The following is a 19,946-nucleotide window of genomic DNA, read 5'->3' as shown; positions in this document are numbered from 1 at the left end:
GCGCCGTCTGGCCAGTTCCGTCAAGCGAATGTCGCGAATGGATCGACGGCGGCGAAAAGGCCGCGCTAGTTTTTGTGTGACTGGCCGTATAAGGGGGGCCGGAAAAACCTCTGGAGCGAGAGACCTACCGATGAAAAGCTATGTGCTGAACGTCAGCTGCAAGACCACCCGTGGCATAGTCGCCGCCATCACCGGCTATCTCGCCGAAAAGGGCTGTTACATTTCAGACAGTTCGCAGTTCGATGACCTCGAAACCGGCCTGTTCTTCATGCGGCTTACCTTCATCAGCCAGGAAGGCGTGACGCTCGACGAGCTGAAGGCCGGCTTCGAACCGGTGGTCAAGCGCTTCGATATGAATGCTGAAATCCGCGACAGTGAAGAGCGCATGAAGGTGCTGCTGATGGTGTCGCGTTTCGGCCATTGCCTCAACGACCTGCTCTATCGCTGGAAGATCGGCGCGCTGCCGATCGACATCGTCGGCGTCGTCTCCAATCACTTCGACTACCAGAAGGTGGTCGTCAACCATGACATCCCCTTCTACTGCATCAAGGTGACGAAGGAGAACAAGCCGAAGGCCGAGGCCCAGCTGCTCGAGCTCGTCGACCAGACCGGCGCCGAACTGATCGTGCTTGCCCGCTACATGCAGGTCCTGTCGGATGCGCTCTGCAAGAAGATGTCGGGCCGGATCATCAACATCCACCACTCGTTCCTGCCGTCGTTCAAGGGCGCAAACCCATACAAGCAGGCCTATGAGCGCGGCGTGAAGCTGATTGGTGCGACGGCGCACTACGTCACCGCAGACCTCGACGAAGGCCCGATCATCGAGCAGGACATCGCCCGCATCACCCATGCTCAGAGTGCGGAAGACTACGTGTCGATCGGCCGCGACGTCGAAAGCCAGGTGCTTGCCCGCGCCGTGCACGCGCATATCCACAACCGTTGCTTCATCAACGGCAACCGCGTCGTCGTCTTCCCGCCGAGCCCGGGTTCCTACGCTTCCGAGCGCATGGGCTGAGCCGCGAGGGCAAACCCCCCGCTGAAAAACAGAGACGCCGCCGGCTCCACCGGCGGCGTTTTCCATAGATTGAAGCGCGAGGCTGCCGGAAGGACGCTCTGTGCTATTGCAAGAGCTCCAGCCCGACCGCCGTCGCTTCGCCGCCGCCGATGCAGAGCGAGGCGATGCCGCGCTTGACGTTCTTGGCGCGCATGGCGTGCAGCAAGGTCACGATGATGCGGGCGCCGGAGGCGCCGATCGGGTGGCCGAGCGCGCAGGCGCCGCCATTGATGTTGACGATATCGTCGGAAAGCCCCAGATCGCGGATCGCCGCCATCGCCACCACGGCGAAAGCCTCGTTGATTTCGTAGAGGCCGACGCTACCCTTTTCCCAGGCAAGCTTGGTCATCAGCTTGTCGATGGCGCCGATCGGCGCGGTGGTGAACCAGGCTGGTTCCTGCGCATGGCCGGCATGACCGGCGACGATCGCAAGTGGCGTCAGTCCGCGCTTTTCCGCCTCGCTCGCGCGCATCAGGATCAGTGCTGCGGCCCCGTCGGAGATCGACGACGAGTTGGCCGCCGTCACGCTGCCGCCGTCGCGGAAGGCGGGTTTCAGCTTCGGGATCTTTGCCGGATCGGATTTGGTCGGCTGCTCGTCGCGATCAAGGTTGGCGGTCTGTCGCTTTCCAGCGCCGCTGACCGCCACCGTCTCCTCGGCGAAGGAACCATCCTCAGCCGCACGGATGGCGCGATCGAGCGAGCGCAGCGCGAAGGCGTCCTGATCAGCGCGCGAGAACTGGTAGTGTTCCGCTGTATCCTCGGCATAGGTGCCCATCAGCCGGCCGGAATAGGCGTCTTCGAGGCCGTCGAGGAACATATGGTCCTTGACTTCGCCATGGCCCAGGCGGAAGCCGCCGCGCGCCTTTGGCAGCAGATAGGGGGCGTTGGTCATCGACTCCATACCGCCGACAGCAAGCACCGATGCGCTGCCCGAAAGCAGCGCGTCATGACCAAGCATCAGCGCCTTCATGCCGGAGCCGCAGACCTTGGAGATGGTCGTCGACGGTGTCTCCTTGCCGAGGCCTGCGCCAAGGGCTGCCTGGCGCGCCGGGTTCTGGCCGACGCCGGCCGGCAGCACATTGCCCATCAGCACCTCGTCGACAGCGCCAAGGCCGGCGCGATCGAGTGCTGCCTTCAGCGCGATGGCGCCGATTTCGGGCGCGGTCAAATCTTTGAGGCTGCCCTGAAATGCGCCCATCGGGGTACGGGCCGCCGAAACGATGACGATCGGGTCAGTTCTGCTCATGTCTTTCTCCCATACGACAAAAGGCAATTGTTGAAGCGGGTGGGCGCCACATGTGTCCGTCTCCCCGCTTGGCGGGGAGACGGTGGCCGGTAGGCCGGACGAGGGGCCATTCTACTACGCGAGGCATCAGATATGCAGTGCGTGCCCCAACGCCTTCAGCGCGGATTCCTGGAAAGCCTCGGACTGCGTCGGATGCGCATGGATCGTGCCGGCGATATCTTCGAGGCGCGCGCCCATTTCGATCGCCAGGCTGAAGCTTGCCGAGAGTTCCGAGACCCCATGGCCGACTGCCTGGATGCCGAGCACCAGGTGGTTGTCGGCGCGGGCGACGATGCGCACGAAACCGTCTTCGGCAAGTGTCGTCATGGCGCGGCCGTTCGCCTGGAAGGGGAACTGGCCGATCTTGATCTCGATGCCGCCTGCGCGCGCTTCGTCGGGCGACAGGCCGGCGGTAACGATCTCCGGGTCGGTGAAGCAGACGGCGGGGATGCAGCGCTTGTCCCAGCTGCGCTTGTGGCCGGCGACGATCTCCGCGACCATTTCCCCTTGCGCCATGGCGCGGTGTGCCAGCATCGGCTCTCCGGTGACGTCGCCGATCGCGTAGATGCCGCGCATCGAAGTGCGGCACTGGTCATCGACACGGATGAAGCGGCCGGTGCGGTCGAGGTCGATCTCCTCCAGGCCGAAGCCCTCGGTCACCGGCCGGCGGCCGACGGTGACGAGCACCTTTTCGGCGGCGACATCGATGGGGCGGCCGTTGTGCTCGGCTTGCAGGCTGCCGGTCTCGGCAGAGTAGGCCTTGGCGACCGTCTGGGTGAAGACTTCGATGCCGAGTTCGCCAAGGCGCTTGCCGATCGGCTTCGTCAGATCGGCGTCATAGAGTGGCAGGATACGCGGCTGCGCCTCGAGCACGGTGACATGGCTACCGAGCTTGGCAAAGGCGGTGCCGAGTTCGAGGCCGATATAGCCGCCGCCGATGACGGCGAGGCTCTTCGGCACGCTCTTTAGCGACAGGGCCTCGGTCGAGGAAATGATCGGCCCGCCGAAGGGCAGGTCCGGCAGCTCGACCGGCGCGGAACCGGTGGCGATCACGATCGCTTCGGCGCGGATGCGCTGCAGCCCTGTTTCGGTCTCGACATCGACGGTCTTGCCATCGATGAAGCGGGCCGCGCCGACCACTGCCTTGACGCCGGCTTTCTTCAGGAGGCCGATCACCCCGCCGTTCAGCCGGCCGACGATACCGTCCTTCCAGGCGATGGTATGGGCGAGATCGATCGAGGGGTTGGCTAGCGACAGGCCGAGCGGGCTGCGGCCGGAAGCGGCCGCACGCAGTTTATGAAACTCTTCGGCCGCGTGAATGAGCGCCTTGGAGGGGATGCAGCCGACATTGAGGCAGGTGCCGCCGGCCTTGGCCTTTTCGACGATGACGGTGTCGATGCCGAGTTGACCGGCGCGGATGGCTGCGATGTAACCGCCGGGGCCGGCGCCGATCACGAGCAGCTTACAGGAGATTTCCTTCATGATCGCCTCAGGCCTCCACGAAAATAAGCGCCGGCGTTTCGAGCAGCGTCTTCAGCCGCTGCACGAACACGGCCGCATCCCAGCCGTCGATGACGCGGTGATCGAAGCTCGAGGACAGGTTCATGATCTTGCGCGGCACGAATTGCGTGCCGTCCCAGACCGGGCGGATCGCGAGCTTGTTGACGCCGACGATCGCCACTTCCGGATGGTTGATTACGGGCGTGGAGGCGATGCCGCCGAGTGCGCCGAGCGAGGAAATCGTGATCGTCGAGCCTGTGAGTTCGTCGCGGGTGGCCGTGCCGGTGCGTGCGGCTTCCGCCAGGCGATTGAGTTCGTTGGCGCAATCCCAGATACCGCGCGCTTCGGCATGGCGCACGACCGGAACGGTGAGACCGGCCGGCGTCTGCGTTGCGATGCCGATATGGACGGCGTGGTGGCGATGGATGATGCCGGGACCGTCGTCGAATATCGCGTTGACGGCCGGCTGCTCGGCAATGGTGCGTACCAGCGCGCGCATCAGGTAGGGCAGGATCGTCAGCTTCGGCTGGTCCGGCTTGCGGTCGCGGTTCATGGTCGCGCGCAAGTCTTCCACCGCGGTCATGTCGACTTCTTCCACGTAGGTGATGTGGGGAATGCGCGACGTGGAGAGCGACATCTTTTCCGCGATGCGGCGACGAAGGCCGGTCACCTTGATCTCGTCGACGGCGGTCTTGCGCTGCAGGCCTGCGGGCGCCAGCGCCGGCTGGGCGCCGCGGGCGATAAACTGGTCGAGATCATCATGGGTGATGCGGCCGGCCGGGCCGGACCCCGTCACCTGGCGCAGGTCGACGCCGCTTTCCTTGGCACGCAGGCGCACGGCCGGTGACGCCAGCGCCTTTTCCAGCCGGTCGCCCGGCTGGTGAACGCCGTTGGCGTGGGCGCCGTTCGTGGCCGGTGCCTTCACCTCGACCTTCGCGGGCTGGGTCGCCTTGGCGACCGGCGCGGGCGCCTCAGCCTTCACTGCGGGCTTTTCTTCCGCCTTGGTGGCTCGCTTGTCGTCGGCCGATGCCGCGGCTTCGCCTTCGCCAGCGATTTCGATGCGCACCAATGGCGCCTTCACCGCAACGGTGTCACCCACCTCTGCGCCGAGCCAGAGCACCGTGCCGGTGACGGGCGAGGGGATTTCGACGGTCGCCTTGTCGGTCATCACGGCCGCGAGCACCATGTCCTCGCGCACGGGATCGCCGGGCTTCACATGCCATTCGACGAGTTCGGCCTCGGCCACACCTTCGCCGACATCGGGCATCTTGATTACGAATTCGCCCATGTCAGGCCTCCATCACTTCGACGAGCGCGCGTCCGACGCGCGCGGGGCCGGGGAAATAGTCCCATTCCTGGGCGTGCGGGTAGGGCGTGTCCCAGCCGGCGACGCGCACGACAGGGGCTTCGAGATGGTAGAAGCAATGTTCCTGCACGAGGGCGGCCACTTCGCCGCCAAAGCCCGACGTCAGCGTCGCTTCGTGCACGACGACACAGCGCCCGGTCTTTTCCACCGACTTGACGATGGTATCGAGGTCGAGCGGTAACAGGCTGCGCAGGTCGATCACCTCGGCGTCGATGCCGGTTTCCTCGGCTGCCGCGAGCGCCACGTGCACCATGGTGCCATAGGCGACGACGGTGACGGCGGAGCCCTGGCGGCGGATTTCCGCCTTGCCGATCGGGATCGTGTAATGGCCCTCCGGTACCTCGCCGAGATCGTGTTTCGACCAGGGAATGACCGGGCGGTCATGATGGCCGTCGAAGGGGCCGTTATAGAGCCGCTTCGGTTCCAGGAACATGACCGGATCCGGATCTTCGATCGAGGCGATCAGCAGGCCCTTGGCGTCATAGGGGTTGGAGGGCACGACGACCTTCAGGCCACAGACATGGGTGAAGAGCGCTTCCGGGCTCTGGCTGTGGGTCTGGCCGCCGAAGATGCCGCCGCCGGTCGGCATGCGCAGCACGATCGGACAGGTGAAATCGCCGTTGGACCGGTAGCGGATGCGGGCGGCTTCCTGGGTAATCTGGTCGTAGGCCGGGTACATGTAGTCGGCGAACTGGATCTCGACGCAGGGCTTCAGGCCATAGGCGGCCATGCCGATTGCCGTGCCGACGATGCCGCTTTCGCTGATCGGCGCGTCGAAACAGCGGGTCTTGCCGTATTTCGCCTGGAGGCCTTGGGTGCAGCGGAAGACGCCGCCGAAATAGCCGACGTCCTCGCCGAAGACGACGACATTGTCGTCGCGCTCCATGGAAACGTCCATGGCGCTGCGCACGGCTTCGATCATTGTCATTCTGGCCATATCAGTAACCTGCCTTCTGCCGCTGGCGGCGAATGTGCGGCGGCATCTCGGCATAGACGCCCTCGAAGATATCGCGCACCGAGGGCTTGCCTCCGGCATGCAGCGTGCCGTGGCCTTCGGCCTGCTTCTGCGCCTGGATCACTTCGTCAAGGATCTCGGCTTCCGCCTGGGTGTGGCGTTCTTCCGACCAGGCGCCGCGCAGGATCAGGTGCTTCTTCAACCGAAGAACCGGGTCGCCGAGCGGCCAGGCCTCCGATTCCGTTTTCGGGCGATAAGCGCTCGGATCGTCGGAGGTCGAATGGGCGCCGACGCGGTAGGTGACGTATTCGATCAGCGTTGGGCCGAGGTTGCGACGGGCGCGCTCGGCCGCCCATTTGGCGACCGCAAAGACGGCGAGATAGTCGTTGCCGTCGACGCGCAGCGCCGGGATGCCGAAGCCGAGGCCGCGGGCGGCAAAGGTGCCGGAACCGCCACGGGCGATGCCCTGGAAGGTCGAGATCGCCCACTGATTGTTGACGATGTTGAGGATGACCGGCGCCTTGTAGGTGGAGGCAAAGACAAGGGCCGAGTGGAAGTCCGATTCCGCTGTCGAGCCGTCGCCGATCCAGGCGGCGGCGATCTTGGTGTCGCGCTTGATGGCCGAAGCCATCGCCCAGCCGACCGCCTGCACATATTGGGTCGCGAGGTTCCCGGAGATGGTGAAGAAGCCATGTTCCTTGGAGGAATACATGATCGGCAGCTGGCGACCGCGCAAGGGGTCGCTCTCATTCGAGAAGATCTGGTTCATCATCTCGACCATGGGGTAGCCGTCGGCGATCAGAAGACCGGCCTGTCGATAGGTCGGGAAGTTCATGTCGCCCTTCACCAGCGCCTTGCGGAAGGCGCAGCTGACGGCCTCTTCGCCCAGGTGCTGCATGTAGAAGGAGGTCTTGCCCTGGCGCTGCGCCATGACCATGCGCGCGTCGAAGGCGCGCAGCAGCATCATATGCCTGAGGCCTGAGAGCAGTTCATCATCCGAAAGCAGCCCGGCCCAGGGACCGACCGCCTCGCCGTCGCGGTTAAGCACGCGGATGATCGAATAGGCGAGGTCGCGCATCTCTTCCGGCGCGACGTCCACTTCCGGGCGCGGCACGGAGCCGGCCTTCGGGATCTTGACGTTGGAGAAATCCGGCTGACCACCGGGCCGAACGGCAGGTTCGGGGACATGCAGACTAAGTCGATCGAGATCGCTCATGCGGTTTCCGGCCTCCTCCGGAGTGCGCAGTGCACCAAATCAAGAGCGGTTCCAGTCGAACCGCTCTTCATGTCTGTTCTCACGCATTTCCGGACGCAAAGGCGCTAGGACCTATGCTGGAAATGCTCTGGGTCGGGATAATGATGGGCCTGAGGTGTACGAGGACGTGCAATGTGACCGGCAAGGCTCCTCCGCCTAAGGTCTGCACAGACTCCTCCTAAAAGCCCCCGCTCTCCCGACGGGAATGCTCACAGACTGCCACGAGTTCCGGGGCTTATGAAGGTCTTTCGGCGTTGCGGGGCAGGGGCAAGCAAAGAAAGATAGAATCCTGCCGGGAGTGCGCCCACGCGTTGTGTTGCGCATATTCCTGCCGGTCGTTGCTTGTAATTTTCTTTCGCGGCCGTTCGGCGCGGATGGCGTCAAACCGGCGGGGCAAGCGTGATAGGCGTGCCATCGAAGTAGCGCGAGAGCCGGAACGGCGCCGGATCGACGATCGGTTTTGCGCCGGTCACGAGGTCGGCGACGAGGTGTCCGGCGCCCGGCCCGATGCCGAAACCGTGGCCAGAAAAGCCCGTCGCGATGATGAGGCCCGGAAGGCTTTCGGCGGGCGAGATGACGGGGACGGCATCGGGCGTCACGTCGATCAGCCCGGCCCAGATCTGCTGCACCTTGGTTTCGCGCAGCAAGGGCAAGGCCTTTGCGGCGGCATCGAGCGCATGCAAGGCGCGGCGCGAATCCGGATTGGGATCGAGCACGCGATGGCGTTCGAAGGCGCCCGGCCGGTCGAGCGGTACGGCGCCGATCTCGAACAGTTCGTTCCAGCTCTGGGCGCTGATGCCGAGTTGAACAGCGTCGCCCTCCGCCTTTCGCGCCGGCTGGAAATCACGGAAGAAGGCGAAGCTGTCAGGCACGATCGCGTGCAGATTGGCAGCGCCATCGGCGATGGTGTAGCCGCCGTCGAGGCGTTTGCGATAGGCATAGGTCGCGGTTGCGCCGGCCCCTTCCGGCCCGCCGGAGACTGGCCCGGTTCTCAACACCGTGTTGCGCACCTTCAGCTGCGGCAGCCTTATGCCGAGGCCTTTGAGGAACAGCCTCGACCAGGCGCCGCCGGCAACGATGACCGTCGATGTCTCGATGCGGCCTCTTTCGGTCACGACGGCGGAAATCCGCCCGGCCGCCTTCTCGACGCCGCGCACGGCGCAGCCGGTGAGGATACGGGCACCGGCGCGGCGGGCACCGGCGACGATCGCGGGCACGGCCTTCTGCGGTTCGGCCCGGCCGTCGCTCGGCGTGAAGAGCCCGCCTTCGTAGCGGACGGCGGCGCCCGGCATCATCGCTTCTGTCGTGTCGGAGCTGAGTTGCACGCTATCCACGCCGTAGGGTTTTGCCAGGGCGAGCCAGGCGTCGCGGTTGGCGACGTCGCGCTCGTTCTCGGAGATGTAGAGGATGCCGCTGCGGCGAAAGCCGGTCTCGCCATCGACGCGGGCGTCGAGCGTGCCCCAGATCTTCAGCGCCTCGATCGCCAGCGGAATCTCGCGCTCGTCGCGGCCCATGACCCGCACCCAGCCCCAGTTGCGGCTCGACTGTTCCGCTCCGGGCGTGCCCTTCTCGCAGAGCACGACATCGATGCCGCGTTCGGCCAGAAAGAGAGCGGTGCTCACGCCGATGATGCCACCGCCGACGATGACGACGTCGGCCTTGGCGGGCAGGCCGGTATCGGTGGCGATGGGATCGAGTGTCGGACCTGGCATGGGAAGGTACTTTCGGGCAGGGGCTTGTCGGGATCATCGGTACATGTCGAAGGCGCGAGATCAAGACCTGCAATCTGGCAGTCGGCGGCAGGCGCCCGGTTGCCGGCAATCTTTTATCGTGAACCGGTCCGGTTCGCCGCGAGACGGCCTTTCGGATTCCTGCGCGTACTTCTATGCTCGCCCGCATGAGTGAGAGCCGCCCCGATCTTCGCCCCGTCCTGCGCATCGATTTTCCGCCCGCCGACCGGCTCGGTCGCGGCAAGATCCTGCTGCTCGAACTGATACGCGACACCGGTTCCATCTCCGCCGCGGGGCGGGCGATGGACATGTCCTATCGCCGTGCCTGGCTGCTGGTCGATGCCCTGAACCGGATGTTCAGCGAACCTTCGGTAGAATCACAGCGCGGCGGCAAACAGGGTGGCGGCGCATTGGTGACGCCGTTCGGCGAGGAGCTGATCCGTCGCTACAGGCAGATGGAAGAACGGGTACAGGCCGCGATCGCCGAAGATCTCGCCTGGCTCGAGTCCATGCGCGGCGGCGATTCACCGTTCGGCACGGACGAGGTCGTTTCAGACGACGCCTAGTGCATGTCGCCTTCGAGCGGGCAAATGCAGGGTGGTGCTCTAGTGATCGATCGCCACCGACTTGATGACAGCATAGACGGTCCTGCCGGGAACGAGCTGCAGCGCGTCGCGCGAAAAGCGGGTGATGCGGGCGGCAATCGTCGCATCACCGCAATTGACCCGGACATCGACGCTGCCGTCTTCCTCCGTCGCGATCGCCAGGATGCGCCCTTCGAGCACGTTGAGTGCGCTGATCTCCACCGGTCTCGCAGTCGCCAGCATGACGTCACGCGCGGCGATGTGCAGGCGAAGCTTGCTGCCGGGTGTGGCGCTGACACCAGCAATGCGCAGCCGTTGCCGCCCGACCCGGACGGTCGTCAGCTCGTGGGACGGATCGGTTCCCTCGACCTCGCCTTCCAGCAGAACACCGGCCTCGCGCCGGCCGGTGGCAAGCGTGGCGGCGGGCGCGCTCAACACTTCGGCCGCCGCACCCGATGCGGTGACCCTGCCGTTTTCGAGCACCACGACGCGCCGGGCGAGCCGGGTGACCTCGCCGACGGAATGGCTGACATAGACGATCGGGATCCCGGCGTCGTCGCGCAACCGTTCGAGATAGGGCAGGATCTCGGCCTTGCGCGCCTCGTCGAGGGCGGCGAGCGGTTCATCCATCAGCAACAGGCGCGGTGCCGCGAGCAAGGCCCGGCCGATTGCGACGCGCTGCCTTTCGCCGCCTGACAGTGCCGAGGAGTTGCGTTCAAGCAGATGGCCGATGCCGAGCATCTCGACGATGCGTGCGAAGTCGCCACCGCTGCCGCTCTTGCCGGCAAACCAGCGGCCATAGGCAAGGTTGCGGCTGACGCTCAAATGCGGGAAGAGCCGCGCCTCCTGAAAAACATAGCCGAAGCGGCGGCGATGCACCGGTGTGAAGACCCTGTTCTCGCTGTCGGCGATGACGTCGCCATCGAGCAGGACGCGGCCGCTTTGCGGTTTCAGCAGGCCGGCGATGATATTGATGAGCGAGGTTTTGCCCGAGCCGGATCGGCCGAACAGTGCCGTCACGCCGCCATCCGAGGTGAAGGCGGCGTCGAGCGAGAAATTGCCGAGTTGATGATGGGTTTCGACGGTGAGGCTCATTGGGCGGCCACCCGGCGTGCGGCGAAGGCGGCCAGCAATTCGGAGAAAATGAGTGCGGCCATGGAGATGACGATCGAAATGATCGTCAGCCGCATGGCGCCGGCATCGCCGCCGGGCACCTGGGTGAAGGTGTAGATGGCGGCCGACAGCGTTTGCGTTTCGCCGGGGATATTGGAGACGAAGGTGATCGTCGCGCCGAACTCGCCCATGGCCTTGGCGAAGGCGAGGATCATGCCGGCGATGATGCCGGGAATGATCAGCGGCAGCGTGATCGTGGCGAAGACCCAGACCGGACTGGCGCCGAGCGTGGTCGCTGCATCTTCGAGCTTGCGGTCGACCGCCTCGATCGACAGGCGGATGCTGCGAACCATCAGCGGAAAGGCCATGACGCCACAGGCAAGTGCTGCACCCGTCCACCGGAAGGAAAAGACGAGGCCGAAATAATCGGCGAAGAAGGCGCCGAGCGGTCCGCGGCGGCCGAAGAGCAGGAGAAGCAGAAAGCCGGTAACGACGGGCGGCAGGATGAGCGGCATGTGTACCAGACCGTTCAGGATAGTCTTGCCCCAGAAACGCCCGCGGGCGAGCAGCATGGCAACCGCGAGCGCGAAGGGAAGGCTGCAGATCATCGCGACGGTTGCGACGCGCAGGCTCAGCAGGATCGCCGTCCATTCCGCATCGCTCACTGCAAGCCAGTCCAACGGATATCGCTCCCCGATACGCGGCCGGTGGGACGTGACTGTCCGCCTCAGTCGCTACTGCCTCTGACAAAAGATTGCGTCGCCCGCGTTTGGGCGCGGGCGACGCGTGACGATAGATGCTTCGCCTGTCTCTGGACAGCCGAGATCCGCCGTCGTTTCAGGTCAATTATTTCAGGACCGTGAAGCCCTGCTTTTCAAAGAGTTCCGCAGCCTTGGCCGACTTGACGAAGTCGACATAAGCGGCCGCATCGGGGCTCTTGCTCTCGGTGGTGATCGCGATCGGATAGATGATCGGCGGGTGGCTGTCTTCCGGGAAGGTGCCGACGACTTTCACGCCCGGGTCTGCCGCAGCGTCGGTCTGGTAGACGACGCCGTAGGGCGCTTCACCGCGCGAGACGAGCAGGAGGGCGGCGCGAACGCTTTCGGCGCCGGCGACCTTGGGTTCTACGGCCTTCCATGCGTCGAGCTTTTCGAGTGCAGCCTTGCCGTATTTGCCGGCCGGAACGGAATCGACGGCACCCATGGCGAGGCGACCGTCACCGAGGATGGCTGCGAGATCGAAGCCCTTCTTGATCTCGACCGGGGCAGCGTCCTGCTTGCCGGAGACGAGCACGATGCGGTTGCCGAGCAGGTTTGCGCGGGTGTCGTCCTTGATCAGCTTCTTCTCGGCGAGATAGTCCATCCAGGCGAGGTCAGCAGAGATGAAGACATCGGCAGGTGCGCCCTGTTCCACCTGCTTGGCGAGTGCAGAGCTGGCCGCGTAGGAGACGGTCGTTTCCTTGCCGCTTTCCTTCTGCCACTCGGCATTAATTGCATCGAGCGCGTTCTTCAGGCTCGCGGCGGCAAAGACCGTTACCTTCTCTTCAGCCTGCGCGGCTGTCGGCAGAACGTTTGCGCCGACCCAGGCGAGGCCGAGTGTCAGCACCAGGCCCTTCAGCCAGTCTCTTCTCTTGATCATCGATTTCCCTCCAACGATGCGTGATATCTCTCAGGATACAACGATATCGCCTCCTGATTACCGTTGTATTCTTTGAAATACAATGCTGTTGAATTAGGTTAGCGCATTGCCCGCAAAGCAGCGGCGACTGGCAAAACCCGTGCAACATCCGGTGGAAGCGGGTGACAGGTCTTGCGATGGCTGTGGGTGGGCCTAAATTGCGGACCTCGAAGCCAACAGATGGACCGGAGGTGCAATGGAAACGGCGGTAAAGCTCGAAGAGAGCTGGAAGGCAGCGCTCGCGCCGGAATTTTCCAGCGCCTACATGGCCGACCTCAAGCAGTTCCTGCTGGTCCAGAAAAATGAAGGCCGCCAGATCTTCCCGCGCGGGCCTGAATATTTTCGCGCCCTCGACCTGACGCCGCTCGACAAGGTTCGCGTCGTCATTCTTGGCCAGGATCCCTACCACGGCGATGGCCAAGCGCACGGGCTTTGCTTCAGCGTGCGCCCCGGTGTCAGGACGCCGCCGTCGCTCGTCAACATCTACAAGGAACTGAACACCGACCTCGGCATTCCGCCGGCGCGCCACGGCTTTCTCGAAAGCTGGGCGAAGCAGGGTGTGCTGCTCCTGAACAGCGTGCTGACCGTCGAGCGTGGCTTGGCCGCCTCGCATCAGGGGCGGGGCTGGGAGCGGTTTACCGATGCGATCATTCGCGCGGTCAACGAGGCTGAGCATCCGGTCGTCTTCATGCTCTGGGGTTCCTATGCACAAAAGAAGGCGGCCTTCGTCGATCGCTCGCGCCATCTGGTGCTCCGGGCGCCGCATCCGTCGCCGCTCTCGGCCCATTCCGGTTTCCTCGGCTGCCGGCATTTCTCCCAGGCCAACGCCTTCCTGGAATCGAAGGGTTTCGACCCGATCGACTGGCGCTTGCCCGACAATCCCGTTGCCGTCGAGATCAACTGAGGCTGCGTTGACGCTGCTGGCGGGTTCACTGTCGCGCGAAGAGCTTGCGCCGACGGCAGTGATGCGCCTAAGACGCCAGGATAGGAATGGCGGAGACGGGCATGCGCAAAATTCTGATCATCGGCATCGGTTCGGGCAACCCCGAGCATATGACGGTGCAGGCGATCAACGCACTGAACCGGGCCGACGTGCTCTTCATCCCAACCAAGGGCTCAAAGAAGACCGATCTCGCGGAGGTGCGCCGCGACATCTGCGCGCGCTATGTGACGCGCCCCGACAGCCGCACTGTCGAATTCGCGGTGCCGGTGCGCCGGACCGAAGGTGTCAGCTATGACGGCAGCGTCGATGACTGGCACGCCCAGATCGCCGCGATCTACGAGGGGCTGCTTGCCGATGAATTGAGCAGCGACGGGACCGGTGCATTCCTGGTCTGGGGTGACCCGATGCTCTACGACAGCACCATTCGCATCGTCGAGCGGGTCAAGGCGCGCGGGAACGTTGCCTTCGACTATGAGGTCATTCCGGGGATCACCAGCCTGCAGGCGCTCTGCGCCAGCCATCGCATCCCGCTGAACCTCGTCGGCAAGCCGGTGGAGATCACCACGGGGCGCCGGCTGCACGAAAGCTTCCCCGAAACGAGCCAGACCTCCGTCGTCATGCTCGACGGCGAGCAAGCATTCCAGCGCATCGATGATCCAGACGCTGAAATCTATTGGGGTGCCTATCTCGGCACACGGGACGAGATCGTCATTTCCGGCCGTCTGGCCGATGTGAAAGCCCAGATCCTGGAAACGCGGGCGGCAGCGCGGGCGAAGATGGGGTGGATCATGGATATCTACTTGCTGCGCAAGGGCGCCGATTTCGAGGGGTGACGGCGCGGCCACAGCCGTCTCTTGATTGATCTCACTCAAGGATTGAGGCTGTGTTATAGCGTCTCTAGAGCGGGATGAGGATAAGCGTGTTCGGCTTTCCGCTCGCACCCCGCGCTTGATGTTTGGGATCGAGGCGCCCTCAGGGAGGAGGGCCTTTGATGACGGATTTGATGACCAGTTGTGCCATTCCATCGACCGGAGAAGCCGCCGCCAGCGCCTCGATGCGGCGCGGCGCCTGCCCGTCGCTGGCGGCGCCCATGCAGACCGGCGATGGCCTGCTCGTGCGGCTAAGGCCAACGGATGACAGCCTGACGCTGCCGAAGGTAATCGCGCTTGCCGCCGCTGCGGGGCGCTTCGGCAATGGCATCATCGAGATCACGGCACGGGGAAACCTGCAGCTTCGCGGCCTGAGCGAGGCGTCCGTGCCGGCGCTGGCGCAGGCCATCGGTGATGCTGAAATCACGATCACCGAAGGCCTCGCTATCGAGATGCCGCCTTTGGCCGGGATCGACCCGGCAGAAATCGTCGATCCGCGACCGATCTCCGCTGAGCTTCGTGAGGCGTTGGGAGCGCGTCGCGTGCCCTTGAAGCTCGCCCCAAAGCTTTCCGTCGTCATCGACGGTGGCGGCCGTTTCGGTCTTGATGCAGTGGTTGCCGACATTCGCCTTCAGGCGCTTTCGACAGCCGCTGGCGCCCGATGGCTGCTGTCGCTCGGTGGTACCGCGGCGAAGGGAGCTGTTGTCGGAGCGTTGACCGGAGGTGCGGTCGTACCGGCCGTGATCACCATTCTCGATAAACTGGCGAGCCTCGGCACGACGGCGCGCGGGCGCGATCTGGATCCGGCGGAAATCCGCTCCCTCTGTCGCGCCCAAGCATTGTCCGGGGGCCCGGCGGTTCCGAGTTCCGTCCCGATACCCGGCATTCATGAGCTGGATAACGTCGGCACCGTTCTTGGTCTCGGTCTTGCCTTTGCCCAAGTGGATGCCGTCGCACTGGCGACCTTCGTCCACCAGGCGCAGGAGCTTGGCGCTCATGCGCTCCGGCTTGCGCCGGGGCATGCGTTCTTCGTGCTCGGCCTGATGCGTGAGACCGCGGTGGTGGCGCAGAGCCTGGCAGCGGCGCACGGCTTTCGCATTGCGGAACAGGATCCGCGAAACGCGATCGCCACGTGTGCGGGCAGCAAAGGCTGTGCGTCAGGGCGGATGGAAACCAAGGCCATGGCAGAGCGTGTCGTTCAGACGGCGCCTGAGTTGCTTGATGGATCGCTGATCGTGCATCTCTCCGGCTGCGCCAAAGGCTGTGCGCGACCGAGGTCGTCAGAGTTGACACTCGTCGGTGCGCCATCAGGATACGGCCTTGTCGTAAATGGGGCTGCCAACGGCGCTCCAAGCGCCTACACCGATGAGAATGAAATAGAATCCGCGCTTGCCCGGCTCGACCGGCTGGTGCGGCAAAACAAAGACGCTGGCGAATCGGCGCAGTCCTGTCTTACACGGCTCGGAGCTGCGCGCGTCTCGGCAGCGTTCGAACAGGGATAGACATGCCTGAGTATGATTACATTCGCGATGGCAACGCCATCTACGAGCGTTCCTTCGCCATCATCCGCGCCGAGGCCGATCTCTCGGGCTTTTCCGAAGAGGAAGCGGATCTGGCCGTGCGCATGGTGCATGCCTGTGGTTCCGTTGAGGCGACCAGGCAGTTCGTCTTCTCTCCCGATTTTGTAAGCTCGGCCCGCGCGGCGCTGAAAGCCGGTGCGCCGATCCTTTGCGATGCCGAGATGGTTGCGCACGGTGTCACCCGCGCACGGCTGCCGGCCGGCAACGAGGTGATCTGCACGTTGCGCGATCCGCGCACGCCCGAGATTGCCGCCGAGATCGGCAACACCCGTTCCGCCGCCGCGCTGAAGCTCTGGAGCGAGCGTCTGGCCGGTTCGGTGGTCGCGATCGGCAACGCGCCGACGGCGCTGTTCTTCCTGCTCGAAATGCTACGCGATGGCGCGCCGAAGCCGGCAGCGATCCTCGGCATGCCCGTCGGTTTCGTCGGTGCAGCGGAATCGAAGGATGCGCTGGCCGAGAATTCCTATGGCGTTCCCTTCGCCATCGTGCGCGGTCGTCTCGGCGGTAGCGCCATGACGGCAGCAGCGCTCAACTCGCTCGCGAGGCCGGGCCTGTGAGCGGCGTCGGCGTGGGGCGCCTGATCGGCGTTGGAACCGGCCCGGGCGATCCGGAGCTTTTGACGGTCAAGGCCGTGAAGGCGCTCGGGCAAGCCGATGTGCTTGCCTATTTCGCCAAGGCCGGGCGCAGCGGCAACGGTCGCGCGGTCGTTGAGGGACTGCTGAAGCCCGACCTCGTCGAACTGCCGCTCTACTATCCGGTGACAACCGAGATCGACAAGGATGACGGCGCCTACAAGAGCCAGATCACCGATTTCTACAACGCGTCGGCCGAGGCTGTGGCAGCGCATCTTGCCGCCGGGCGTACGGTCGCGGTGCTCAGCGAAGGCGATCCGCTGTTTTATGGCTCCTACATGCACCTGCATGTGCGGCTCGCCAACCGTTTCCCGGTCGAGGTGATCCCCGGCATTACCGCCATGTCCGGCTGCTGGTCGCTTGCCGGCCTTCCGCTGGTGCAGGGCGATGACGTGCTCTCCGTGCTTCCGGGCACCATGGCCGAGGCCGAACTCGGCCGGCGGCTGAAGGATACGGAAGCCGCTGTCATCATGAAGGTCGGGCGCAACCTGCCGAAGATCCGCCGGGCGCTCGCCGCATCCGGTCGCCTCGCTCAGGCCGTCTATGTCGAGCGTGGCACGATGAAGAACGCGGCGATGACCGCGCTCGCCGAGAAGGCAGACGACGATGCGCCCTATTTCTCGCTGGTGCTCGTTCCCGGCTGGAAGGACAGGCCATGACCGGCACGCTCTACGTCGTCGGTACCGGCCCAGGGAGCGCCAAGCAGATGACGCCGGAAACGGCGGAAGCCGTTGCCGCCGCTGAGGAATTCTACGGCTACTTTCCCTATCTCGATCGGCTGAACCTCCGCCCTGATCAAGTGCGTGTCGCCTCGGACAATCGCGAGGAGCTCGATCGGGCGCAGGTCGCGTTGACGCGGGCTGCGGCAGGCGTGAAGGTCTGCATGGTTTCCGGCGGCGATCCCGGCGTCTTTGCCATGGCGGCCGCCGTCTGCGAGGCGATCGACAAGGGGCCGGCGGAGTGGAAGTCGGTTGAACTGGTGATCACGCCCGGCGTGACCGCGATGCTCGCCGTTGCCGCCCGCATCGGTGCGCCGCTTGGTCATGATTTCTGCGCGATCTCGCTTTCCGACAATCTGAAGCCCTGGGAAGTGATCACCCGACGGCTCAGGCTGGCGGCGGAGGCGGGCTTCGTCATTGCGCTCTACAATCCGATCAGCAAGGCGCGGCCATGGCAGCTCGGCGAGGCCTTCGAGCTTCTGCGCGGCGTTCTGCCGGCAACGGTGCCGATCATCTTCGGTCGCGCGGCCGGTCGGCCGGACGAGCGGATCGCCGTGATGCCGCTCGGCAAGGCCGATGCCAACCGCGCCGACATGGCGACATGCGTGATCATCGGCTCGCCGGAGACGCGCATCGTCGAGCGCGACGGCCAGCCGGATCTCGTCTATACGCCGCGCTTCTACGCTGGAGCGAACCAGTGAGCGATGCGGTCGAGCGCCTCGTCGCAACTGCCCGCCGTCGGCACGTCCGCGGGCTTGCGCCGCTCGACCATGATCACCTCGATGCCGAGCCGGCGCGCTGCGGCGATCTTGCCGTAGGTGGCGCTGCCGCCGCTGTTCTTGGTGACGATCACGTCGATCTGCCGGCCCTTGAGCAGCTCGGCTTCGTCGGCCTCCGCAAAGGGGCCGGTCGCCAGGATCGCTTCCTGGTCGGGCAGATCGAGAGGCGGAGTGACTGGATCGACGCTGCGGATAATGTAGCTGTGCTGCGGCGCGGCTTGGAAATGGAAGGCTTCCTGCCTACCGATGGCGAGGAAGACGCGGCGTGGACGATCGCCAAGTGCGTTCACGGCCTCGACAACGCTGTCGACCGTGTTCCAGCGATCGCCAGGCAGCGGTTGCCATTCCGGCCTTCGGAGGGCAAGCAGCGGAACGCCGGTTCTTTGCGCTGCGTCCGCGGCATTGTGCGAAATACGCGCAGCAAAGGGGTGCGTCGCATCGACCAGCAGCGCGATATTCTCATCGTGCAGGAAATGCGCCAGTCCATCGGCGCCGCCGAAGCCGCCGATGCGCGTCTTCACCGGCTGCGGCCGCGGGTCCGCAGTGCGGCCGGCCAGCGAGATTGCGGTGTCGTAGCGGACATCTTCGGCCAACCGGCTCGCGAGCTCGCGCGCCTCGGTGGTGCCACCCAAAATCAGAATGCGAGGTTTTTCCATGGCTGACGTGTCGAACAGCGAACCCGCCATCGTCTCCCCCTGGCTGACCGTCATCGGTATCGGTGAAGATGGTGTAGCGGGTCTTGGCGACGAGGCCAAGCGGCTGATCGCCGAAGCACCCGTCGTCTATGGCGGCCATCGCCACCTGGAGCTCGCCGCTTCCCTCATCACCGGCGAAGCGCACAATTGGCTAAGCCCGCTCGAACGTTCGGTCGTGGAGATCGTCGCGCGCCGCGACACGCCGGTCGTGGTGCTCGCCTCCGGCGACCCGTTCTTCTTCGGCGTCGGCGTGACGCTGGCGCGCAGGATCGCGTCAGCCGAAATCCGCACGCTTCCGGCACCGTCGTCGATCAGCCTTGCCGCGTCGCGTCTCGGCTGGGCGCTGCAGGATGCGACGCTCGTTTCCGTGCATGGGCGGCCACTCGATCTGGTGCGGCCGCACCTACATCCGGGCGCGCGTGTCCTGACTCTGACATCGGACGGGGCGGGGCCGCGGGATCTTGCCGAGCTTCTGGTCGCAAGTGGTTTCGGTCAGTCGCGGCTGACCGTGCTCGAAGCGCTTGGCGGCGCCGGCGAACGGGTGACGACGCAGATTGCCGCGCGCTTCATGCTCGGCCTCGTGCATCCGTTGAACGTCTGCGCGATCGAGGTCGCGGCCGACGAGGGCGCACGCATCCTGCCGCTGGCGGCCGGCCGTGACGACGCGCTGTTTGAACATGACGGGCAGATCACCAAGCGGGAGGTGCGGGCGCTGACGCTGTCGGCCCTCGCGCCGCGCAAAGGCGAACTGCTCTGGGACATCGGCGGCGGCTCTGGCTCGATCGGCATCGAATGGATGCTGGCCGATCCGACGATGCAGGCGATCACCATCGAGGTGGAGCCGGAGCGGGCAGCGCGCATCGGCCGCAATGCAACGATGTTCGGCGTGCCCGGATTGACGGTGGTCGAAGGCGAGGCGCCGGCGGCGCTTGCCGGTCTGCCACAGCCGGACGCGATCTTCATCGGTGGCGGCGGCAGCGAAGACGGCGTGATGGCCGCGGCAATCGCCGCACTTGGCCCCGGCGGACGATTGGTCGCCAATGCGGTGACGACGGACATGGAAGTAGTGCTGCTCGATCATCACGCGCGGCTTGGCGGTTCGCTGATCCGCATCGATATCGCGCGGGCCGGCCCGGTGGGTGCGATGACCGGCTGGAAGCCGGCCATGCCGGTCACTCAATGGGCGTGGACGAAGCGCTAAATTCTTGGA

19 protein-coding genes are annotated in these 19,946 nt (G+C 65.0%); 9 read left to right on the top strand and 10 right to left on the bottom strand.

The window, feature by feature from the left end; translation table 11 throughout:
• Window positions 1-130: 130 nt before the first annotated feature.
• Complete coding sequence (gene purU / locus LAC81_RS16545) at window positions 131-1,015, top strand: formyltetrahydrofolate deformylase (protein WP_223725679.1); 885 nt, start codon at window positions 131-133, stop codon at window positions 1,013-1,015.
• A gap of 103 nt (window positions 1,016-1,118) precedes the next feature.
• On the opposite strand, the gene LAC81_RS16540 is transcribed toward purU, so the two are convergent.
• The 6 genes from LAC81_RS16540 to LAC81_RS16515 all read right to left on the bottom strand — a co-directional run bounded on the left by LAC81_RS16540 (window position 1,119) and on the right by LAC81_RS16515 (window position 9,127).
• Window positions 1,119-2,300: an acetyl-CoA C-acyltransferase gene (locus tag LAC81_RS16540; RefSeq protein ID WP_223725678.1), complete on the bottom strand. Its 1,182-nt coding sequence runs from the start codon at window positions 2,298-2,300 to the stop codon at window positions 1,119-1,121.
• Between the two features lie 126 nt (window positions 2,301-2,426).
• Window positions 2,427-3,821, bottom strand: a complete 1,395-nt coding sequence (lpdA, locus tag LAC81_RS16535) for a dihydrolipoyl dehydrogenase (protein ID WP_223725677.1) — start codon at window positions 3,819-3,821, stop codon at window positions 2,427-2,429.
• A 7-nt stretch (window positions 3,822-3,828) separates the two neighbouring features.
• The gene (locus tag LAC81_RS16530; RefSeq protein ID WP_223725676.1) at window positions 3,829-5,127 is read right to left on the bottom strand and encodes a dihydrolipoamide acetyltransferase family protein; all 1,299 of its coding nucleotides are present in this window, start codon (window positions 5,125-5,127) and stop codon (window positions 3,829-3,831) included.
• A 1-nt stretch (window position 5,128) separates the two neighbouring features.
• The gene (locus LAC81_RS16525; RefSeq protein WP_223725675.1) at window positions 5,129-6,142 is read right to left on the bottom strand and encodes an alpha-ketoacid dehydrogenase subunit beta; all 1,014 of its coding nucleotides are present in this window, start codon (window positions 6,140-6,142) and stop codon (window positions 5,129-5,131) included.
• Between the two features lies 1 nt (window position 6,143).
• On the bottom strand, window positions 6,144-7,376 hold the full coding sequence (locus tag LAC81_RS16520) for a 3-methyl-2-oxobutanoate dehydrogenase (2-methylpropanoyl-transferring) subunit alpha (protein WP_223725674.1): 1,233 nt from the start codon (window positions 7,374-7,376) through the stop codon (window positions 6,144-6,146).
• A 419-nt stretch (window positions 7,377-7,795) separates the two neighbouring features.
• Window positions 7,796-9,127: an NAD(P)/FAD-dependent oxidoreductase gene (locus LAC81_RS16515; protein WP_223725673.1), complete on the bottom strand. Its 1,332-nt coding sequence runs from the start codon at window positions 9,125-9,127 to the stop codon at window positions 7,796-7,798.
• Window positions 9,128-9,312: 185 nt separating this feature from the next.
• Here LAC81_RS16515 and LAC81_RS16510 point away from each other — a divergent pair, with 185 nt between their 5' ends.
• Window positions 9,313-9,711 carry a winged helix-turn-helix domain-containing protein gene (locus LAC81_RS16510; RefSeq protein WP_223725672.1) on the top strand — a complete coding sequence of 133 codons (399 nt, stop codon included), beginning with the start codon at window positions 9,313-9,315 and terminating at the stop codon, window positions 9,709-9,711.
• Between the two features lie 39 nt (window positions 9,712-9,750).
• Here LAC81_RS16510 and modC read toward each other — a convergent pair whose 3' ends face one another.
• The 3 genes from modC to modA form a co-directional block, all read right to left on the bottom strand.
• Window positions 9,751-10,824 carry a molybdenum ABC transporter ATP-binding protein gene (modC, locus tag LAC81_RS16505; RefSeq protein ID WP_223725671.1) on the bottom strand — a complete coding sequence of 358 codons (1,074 nt, stop codon included), beginning with the start codon at window positions 10,822-10,824 and terminating at the stop codon, window positions 9,751-9,753.
• A complete protein-coding gene (modB, locus tag LAC81_RS16500; RefSeq protein WP_113535969.1) occupies window positions 10,821-11,522 on the bottom strand; it encodes a molybdate ABC transporter permease subunit in 702 nt (233 codons plus the stop codon). The genes modC and modB overlap by 4 nt, the downstream gene beginning before the upstream one ends.
• A 166-nt stretch (window positions 11,523-11,688) precedes the next feature.
• Window positions 11,689-12,480 (bottom strand): molybdate ABC transporter substrate-binding protein, encoded by a 792-nt coding sequence (modA, locus tag LAC81_RS16495; protein WP_223725670.1) that lies wholly within the window; start codon window positions 12,478-12,480, stop codon window positions 11,689-11,691.
• A 235-nt stretch (window positions 12,481-12,715) separates the two neighbouring features.
• Here modA and ung point away from each other — a divergent pair, with 235 nt between their 5' ends.
• The 6 genes from ung (at window position 12,716) to LAC81_RS16465 (ending at window position 17,963) form a co-directional block, all read left to right on the top strand.
• A complete protein-coding gene (gene ung, locus LAC81_RS16490; RefSeq protein ID WP_113535971.1) occupies window positions 12,716-13,423 on the top strand; it encodes a uracil-DNA glycosylase in 708 nt (235 codons plus the stop codon).
• Window positions 13,424-13,524: 101 nt separating this feature from the next.
• Window positions 13,525-14,295 (top strand): precorrin-6A synthase (deacetylating), encoded by a 771-nt coding sequence (gene cobF / locus LAC81_RS16485; protein ID WP_223725669.1) that lies wholly within the window; start codon window positions 13,525-13,527, stop codon window positions 14,293-14,295.
• Between the two features lie 170 nt (window positions 14,296-14,465).
• Window positions 14,466-15,833: a precorrin-3B synthase gene (gene cobG / locus LAC81_RS16480; RefSeq protein WP_223727843.1), complete on the top strand. Its 1,368-nt coding sequence runs from the start codon at window positions 14,466-14,468 to the stop codon at window positions 15,831-15,833.
• Window positions 15,834-15,835: 2 nt separating this feature from the next.
• Window positions 15,836-16,468, top strand: a complete 633-nt coding sequence (locus LAC81_RS16475; protein WP_223725668.1) for a precorrin-8X methylmutase — start codon at window positions 15,836-15,838, stop codon at window positions 16,466-16,468.
• Window positions 16,465-17,202, top strand: a complete 738-nt coding sequence (locus LAC81_RS16470) for a precorrin-2 C(20)-methyltransferase (protein WP_223725667.1) — start codon at window positions 16,465-16,467, stop codon at window positions 17,200-17,202. Before LAC81_RS16475 ends, LAC81_RS16470 begins: the two co-directional genes overlap by 4 nt.
• Entirely contained in the window at window positions 17,199-17,963 is a 765-nt protein-coding gene (locus tag LAC81_RS16465) for a precorrin-3B C(17)-methyltransferase (protein WP_223725666.1), read from the top strand. The genes LAC81_RS16470 and LAC81_RS16465 overlap by 4 nt, the downstream gene beginning before the upstream one ends.
• Here the strand turns inward: LAC81_RS16465 and LAC81_RS16460 are convergent.
• Entirely contained in the window at window positions 17,942-18,727 is a 786-nt protein-coding gene (locus tag LAC81_RS16460; RefSeq protein ID WP_223725665.1) for a cobalt-precorrin-6A reductase, read from the bottom strand. The two genes, LAC81_RS16465 and LAC81_RS16460, sit on opposite strands and share 22 nt — an antisense overlap.
• On the opposite strand from LAC81_RS16460, the gene cbiE reads away from it, so the two are divergent.
• Complete coding sequence (gene cbiE / locus LAC81_RS16455; protein ID WP_223725664.1) at window positions 18,696-19,937, top strand: precorrin-6y C5,15-methyltransferase (decarboxylating) subunit CbiE; 1,242 nt, start codon at window positions 18,696-18,698, stop codon at window positions 19,935-19,937. The genes LAC81_RS16460 and cbiE overlap by 32 nt on opposite strands.
• Window positions 19,938-19,946 lie beyond the last annotated feature (9 nt).

The organism is Ensifer adhaerens (genome assembly GCF_020035535.1).
GTDB lineage: Bacteria > Pseudomonadota > Alphaproteobacteria > Rhizobiales > Rhizobiaceae > Ensifer.
The sequence above is the reverse complement of the archived record's forward strand: the minus strand, read 5'-3'. Positions and strand labels throughout refer to the sequence as shown.

Bases quoted from the DNA above. Each gene is read 5' to 3' on its own strand.
- purU (WP_223725679.1), top strand. From the start codon at position 131: ATGAAAAGCTATGTGCTGAACGTCAGCTGCAAGACCACCCGTGGCATA.
- LAC81_RS16540 (WP_223725678.1), bottom strand. From the start codon at position 2,300: ATGAGCAGAACTGACCCGATCGTCATCGTTTCGGCGGCCCGTACCCCG.
- lpdA (WP_223725677.1), bottom strand. From the start codon at position 3,821: ATGAAGGAAATCTCCTGTAAGCTGCTCGTGATCGGCGCCGGCCCCGGC.
- LAC81_RS16530 (WP_223725676.1), bottom strand. From the start codon at position 5,127: ATGGGCGAATTCGTAATCAAGATGCCCGATGTCGGCGAAGGTGTGGCC.
- LAC81_RS16525 (WP_223725675.1), bottom strand. From the start codon at position 6,142: ATGGCCAGAATGACAATGATCGAAGCCGTGCGCAGCGCCATGGACGTT.
- LAC81_RS16520 (WP_223725674.1), bottom strand. From the start codon at position 7,376: ATGAGCGATCTCGATCGACTTAGTCTGCATGTCCCCGAACCTGCCGTT.
- LAC81_RS16515 (WP_223725673.1), bottom strand. From the start codon at position 9,127: ATGCCAGGTCCGACACTCGATCCCATCGCCACCGATACCGGCCTGCCC.
- LAC81_RS16510 (WP_223725672.1), top strand. From the start codon at position 9,313: ATGAGTGAGAGCCGCCCCGATCTTCGCCCCGTCCTGCGCATCGATTTT.
- modC (WP_223725671.1), bottom strand. From the start codon at position 10,824: ATGAGCCTCACCGTCGAAACCCATCATCAACTCGGCAATTTCTCGCTC.
- modA (WP_223725670.1), bottom strand. From the start codon at position 12,480: ATGATCAAGAGAAGAGACTGGCTGAAGGGCCTGGTGCTGACACTCGGC.
- ung (WP_113535971.1), top strand. From the start codon at position 12,716: ATGGAAACGGCGGTAAAGCTCGAAGAGAGCTGGAAGGCAGCGCTCGCG.
- cobF (WP_223725669.1), top strand. From the start codon at position 13,525: ATGCGCAAAATTCTGATCATCGGCATCGGTTCGGGCAACCCCGAGCAT.
- cobG (WP_223727843.1), top strand. From the start codon at position 14,466: ATGACCAGTTGTGCCATTCCATCGACCGGAGAAGCCGCCGCCAGCGCC.
- LAC81_RS16475 (WP_223725668.1), top strand. From the start codon at position 15,836: ATGCCTGAGTATGATTACATTCGCGATGGCAACGCCATCTACGAGCGT.
- LAC81_RS16465 (WP_223725666.1), top strand. From the start codon at position 17,199: ATGACCGGCACGCTCTACGTCGTCGGTACCGGCCCAGGGAGCGCCAAG.
- cbiE (WP_223725664.1), top strand. From the start codon at position 18,696: ATGGCTGACGTGTCGAACAGCGAACCCGCCATCGTCTCCCCCTGGCTG.
- LAC81_RS16460 (WP_223725665.1), bottom strand. From the start codon at position 18,727: ATGGCGGGTTCGCTGTTCGACACGTCAGCCATGGAAAAACCTCGCATT.